Raw genomic sequence first — 5,110 nt, forward strand, 5'->3', positions numbered from 1 at the left:
CTCGGCCCGTCGGGGCCGGGGCCGCGCATCACGGTGTAGGGCACGCGGGTGCCGTCGTCGCTGACCGCTGTGTGCCGGGTGACCTCGATGCCGGTGGTGTCGAACCGGTCGGGGGTGGACCCGAGCGTCGTGGTGGAGCCGTCCGCGCGCAGCAGCACCAGCGACGGCGGCACGATCGGCCCGGACACCGCGAGGACGGCGTCGTCGGGGTGTGGGCGCTCGTCGTCGTCGTCCATTCCGCCGCCTGCGTCGGCGCCGGACAGGCGGTCGCAGGACAGCACGTCCACCGACACGTGGTCCGGTAAGCCCTCGACGGGGCGGGGCTCCCAGGCCCCGTCCGCGGCGTCGGGGATCGTGTACGCCTCGAGGCGGGACTCGGTGTCGTCGAGGATCGTCAGCAGGATCCGGCCCCGGCCCCAGGTCACGTCCTCGACCGTGGTGGAGGGGGTGGGGGAGAACAGGACGACGGGCTCGGGCAACCGCGAGGGGTCGGCGTCGATCGCGGCCCACGGCAGCACGAGGACCGACCCGCCGGCGTGGGTGCGTCCGGCGACCTCGAGATCGGTGCGCGGCCGCAGCAGCAGCCAGTCCCCGCACGACTCCACGCGGCAGTCCTCGGGGACCGGGAGTCGGTGGGGTGCGGTGGTCGAGGGATCGACCCCCGGGGACCAGAACCACTCCTCGGAGGTGTGGAAGTCGGGGGCACGGCTGGTCGTGTAGCGGCCCGAGGTGAGGTCGTACGCGGCGCCCACCGCCACGTCCTCCGATCGTCCGGAGAAGATCACCGGCGCGCTGAGCGGGTCGGTCCCGCGACGCCACAGCCGCGCCAGGCGGGGGTAGCCGGAGTCGGTGGCGTCCGACCCGCCGGGGTCCAGCGGCGAGGACAGCAGCAGGGTGTCCCGGTCCACCCAGGACACCGAGCTCTTGGCCTCGGACAGCCGGAACCCGCCCTCGGACTCCGGGACGAATCGGCGGGCGGTCAGATCGAACTCGCGGACCTCCACCGCGTCCGCGCCCCCGCGGGAGAGCCGGACGAGCGCCCTGTCGTCCGCGGGGCGCCGGACCACGGTGCCCGAGTAGACCCAGTTGACCCCCTCCTCGGCGGCCAGGGCGTCCACGTCCACCAGGGTCTCCCAGGCCGGGTGGTCGACGCCCGGGGCACCACGCGAGAGCACGGACCACGGCACCCGTCGCCACAGACCGCGGGGATGGTCGGCGTCCCGCCAGAGGGTGTAGGCGTGGCGGCCGCGCAGGACCGGCCACGCGATGCGGTCCGAGGCGTCGAGGATCTCCAGGGCGCGGGCGTACGCCGTCTCGGCCTCCGGCCCGGAGGCGAGATCCGCCACGGTTCGGTCGCTCCGGTCCCGGACCCACTCGAGGGCCCCGGCGGAGTCGACGTCCTCGAGATGCAGGAACGGATCGGGCGACGCGGATGAGTTCATGCCCCGATGATGCCGTGTGCGGCCCGTCGGCAACTGAACCGGTGTAAGAAATCCACAGGCTCTTGTTACCGGGCCGTAGCGTCAGTACCATCAACGCCATGCAGGGGTCGCCTGACCCGGCCATTCTCGAAATCCTCGGGAATGCACTCGATAAACGGAGATACACAATGGGTTCCCTCACCGACATCCTCAGCACCGGCTCGGGCGAGTCCGGTTCGCTCAGCGGCGGCAGCGCCACCGGCAACATCACCGACATGATCGCCGAGACCGTCGGCGACATCGTCGCCTCGGCTCTCAAGTCGGTCCTGGGCAACCTGTCCTGAGCTCGCCCCACTCGGGCACCGTCGCCGCCCCTCCCCCCGGGAGGAGGCGGCGACGCTCATTTCGGGTGGGGTTCCACGCCGCTCCGCCGCTCGGCGGCCGTCGGGAGCGCTACCCTGTGTGTCGTGGCTGACACTCATTACGACCTCATCGTCCTCGGCGCGGGCCCCGGTGGCTACGTCGCCGCGATCCGCGCCTCGCAGCTCGGCCTCAAGGTGGCCGTGATCGAGGAGAAATACTGGGGCGGTGTGTGCCTCAACGTCGGGTGCATCCCCTCGAAGGCGCTGCTGCGCAACGCCGAGCTGGCCAACACGGTGCTGCGTGACGCCAAGACGTTCGGGATCTCCGGGGACGTCTCCTTCGACTACGGGGTGGCCCACGACCGCAGCCGCAAGGTCTCGGACAACATCGTCAAGGGTGTCCACTTCCTCATGAAGAAGAACAAGATCACCGAGATCGACGGCTTCGGCACCTTCACCGACGACAAGACGATCGAGGTCGACGGCACCTCGTACACGTTCGACAACTGCATCATCGCCACCGGTTCCGTGGTCAAGACGCTGCCCGGGATCGAGCTGAGCGAGAACGTGGTGGACTACGAGGACCAGATCCTCTCCCGCGAGCTCCCGGATTCCATCGTGATCGTCGGCGCCGGGGCCATCGGCATGGAGTTCGCCTACGTCATGTCCAACTACGGCGTCGAGGTGACGATCGTCGAGTTCATGGACCGTCTCCTGCCGAACGAGGACGAGGAGGTCTCCAAGGAGATCGCCAAGCACTACAAGAAGCTCGGCGTCAAGGTCCTGACCGGGCACAAGACCACCAAGGTCACCGACAACGGCGACTCGGTGGAGGTGGAGGTCGAGAAGAACGGTGAGGAGGGCAAGTCCCAGACCCTGACCGTGGACAAGGTGCTGATGGCCGTGGGGTTCGCGCCCCGGGTGGAGGGCTACGGCCTGGACAAGACCGGTGTCGAGCTCACCGACCGCGGCGCCATCGCCATCGACGACAACATGCGGACCAACGTCAAGGGCATCTACGCCCTCGGCGACGTCACCGCCAAGCTGCAGCTGGCCCACGTGGCCGAGGCGCAGGGAGTCGTGGCCGCCGAGACCATGGCCGGCGCCCAGACGCAGACCCTGGGTGACTACCGGATGATGCCGCGCGCGACGTTCTGCCAGCCGCAGGTGGCCTCGTTCGGGCTGACCGAGGCCCAGGCCCGCGACGAGGGCTACGACGTCAAGGTGGGCAAGTTCCCGTTCTCCGCCAACGGCAAGGCGCACGGGCTCGGCCACGCGGTCGGGTTCGTCAAGGTCGTGGCCGACGGGGCGCACGGCGAACTGCTCGGTGCCCACCTCATCGGCCCCGACGTCTCCGAGCTGCTGCCCGAGTTGACCCTGGCGCAGATGTGGGACCTCACCGCCGAGGACGTGGCGCGCAACGTGCACACCCACCCGACCCTGTCGGAGGCCATGAAGGAGGCCGTCGAGGGCGTCAGCGGCCACATGATCAACCTGTAGGGGGCGCCGGCCGGCCGGCCCTGTCGGGTGCCGGGCCCGCCCCTCACCGGGCTCCCGGGCCCGCCCCTCACCGGGCAACGGTCAACGACAAGAGCGTTCCGCGCACCGCCTCTCGGGCGACGTGCGCGGAACGCTCTTCTCGATGGCTGGGGCGCCGGCGACGGTCGAGCGGCTTACTCGGCCACCACGATCTTGGCCATCTGCGCCTCGTAGATGGCGTCCAGGGCGCCGGCCGCGGAGGGCAGGACCGGGTCCGCCTCCGGGTTGTTGCCGCGGGCCGCGTACTCGACGCTCACGGTGGTGTCACGGGTGAAGCCGTGGATCGCGATGGCCCGGCTCAGTGAGCGGGTGCCGTCCGGCCGGGTGGTGATGAAGTCGCTGGTGACCCGGAAGCCCTCGGCGCCCTCGATGGCCGGGGCGTCACCCACGGTCATGACGAGCTCGACGTCGGGGTTGGTGGAGCTCCGCGAGGTGGTGCAGGCCTCGTACAGGGAGCGGTCCATGAAATCGTCGAGCTTCTGACCCACCATGCCGATCCCGAAACGATGCTCGGTGTCGTCCTCCTGCGACTGCTTGTACCGCACCGCTGCGGTCAGCCCGTCGGTGGTCGCGAAGTTGGAGACGGTCTCGAGGCGGGAGACCCTGTCGCACGCCGGGTCCTCCATGAGCTGCTTGCCCTGGTCGGCGACGAGCTTGTCGACCGCCTCCTGGAGGAGATCCGGCTCGATCACCTGCACCACACCGCCACCGGGGGCCTCGCCCTCGGCCAGGACCAGCTGGTCGAGAGGCGCCTCGGGTGCGGACTCGTCGACGGTCTCGGCGGTCTGGGTGTCGCCCGGGGCGTCACCGTTCCCGGAGTCGTCGGAGTCCGACGTGCAGGCCGTGAGTGCGGCCGCGGTGACCAGTGCGAGGCCGGCGATCGCGACACGGCGGGGATTGCGGGTGCGAAGTCGCATCTCTCTCCTTCTAGTCCAGAGTCACCGACCATAGTGCCACCGGGCACCCGGTGACAGTGCATTCCGCCCCGAGTCGAGGCCGGGTGGACCCCGCATCCCTCCCGCACGTAGGCCGGATGGCACCCACATTCCCTGCCCGCCGGGCGTGAGATGGGCCGCACGGGGGGAGGTGAGGGGTTCGATACGGCGTCCGGGTGTCTACCCTTGATGCGTCACCGGACGAGCCCGATCGGCCCACCGACCCGGAAGCAGGATTCGACATGGACCATGACGGCATAGATGCCGTGCTCTTCGACCTCGACGGGGTCATCACCCCGACGGCCGAGAAGCACATGCAGGCGTGGAACCGGATGTTCTCCGCGTACTTCGCCGACCGCGGGATCGACCCCTACTCGGACGAGGACTACTTCCGCTACATAGACGGCAAACCGCGGGTGGAGGGGATCGCGTCGATGCTCGCCGCGCGCGGCCTCACGCTGCCCGATGGCGTCGAGGGCGAGGGCGACGACGACGAGGGGTCAGCCGAGGCGGACACGATCACCGGGCTGGGGCTGCGCAAGAACATCGTCTTCCGTCAGCTGCTCGACGAGGGGATCGAGGCCTACCCGGGGTCGGTCGCCTACCTCGACGCCCTCGACGCCGCCGGGATCGCGTCCTGCGTGGTCTCCAGCTCCAAGAACGCGGGCCCCGTGCTCGAGGCGGCGGGGCTGCGGGACCGCTTCGAGGTCGTCGTCGACGGGCTGGTGGCGCAGGCCGAGGGCATCCCGGGCAAGCCCCGGCCCGACACGTACCTGCGGGGGGCCGAACTGCTGGGCGTGCCCGCGGACCGCTGCGTGGTGATCGAGGACGCCGTCTCGGGCGTGCAGGCCGG

At 70.3% G+C, this 5,110-nt stretch carries 5 protein-coding genes; 3 read left to right on the plus strand and 2 right to left on the minus strand.

Translation table 11 applies throughout. The features are described 5' to 3' along the window. On the minus strand, window positions 1–1,442 hold a 1,442-nt coding region (locus tag G6018_RS07860), incomplete at its 3' end, for a S9 family peptidase (RefSeq protein WP_182639318.1). Window positions 1,443–1,609: 167 nt separating this feature from the next. On the opposite strand from G6018_RS07860, the gene G6018_RS07865 reads away from it, so the two are divergent. Further along, window positions 1,610–1,765 (plus strand): hypothetical protein, encoded by a 156-nt coding sequence (locus G6018_RS07865; RefSeq protein WP_182639319.1) that lies wholly within the window; start codon window positions 1,610–1,612, stop codon window positions 1,763–1,765. A gap of 123 nt (window positions 1,766–1,888) precedes the next feature. Continuing rightward, window positions 1,889–3,283, plus strand: a complete 1,395-nt coding sequence (gene lpdA, locus G6018_RS07870; RefSeq protein WP_182639320.1) for a dihydrolipoyl dehydrogenase — start codon at window positions 1,889–1,891, stop codon at window positions 3,281–3,283. Between the two features lie 173 nt (window positions 3,284–3,456). Here lpdA and G6018_RS07875 read toward each other — a convergent pair whose 3' ends face one another. After that, complete coding sequence (locus G6018_RS07875; protein ID WP_182610936.1) at window positions 3,457–4,239, minus strand: hypothetical protein; 783 nt, start codon at window positions 4,237–4,239, stop codon at window positions 3,457–3,459. A 260-nt stretch (window positions 4,240–4,499) separates the two neighbouring features. On the opposite strand from G6018_RS07875, the gene G6018_RS07880 reads away from it, so the two are divergent. After that, window positions 4,500–5,110, plus strand: a 611-nt coding sequence (locus G6018_RS07880) for a beta-phosphoglucomutase family hydrolase (RefSeq protein ID WP_182639321.1), incomplete at its 3' end; no start/stop codon positions are given.

The organism is Dietzia sp. DQ11-44, assembly GCF_014145205.1.
Lineage (GTDB): Bacteria > Actinomycetota > Actinomycetes > Mycobacteriales > Mycobacteriaceae > Dietzia > Dietzia natronolimnaea.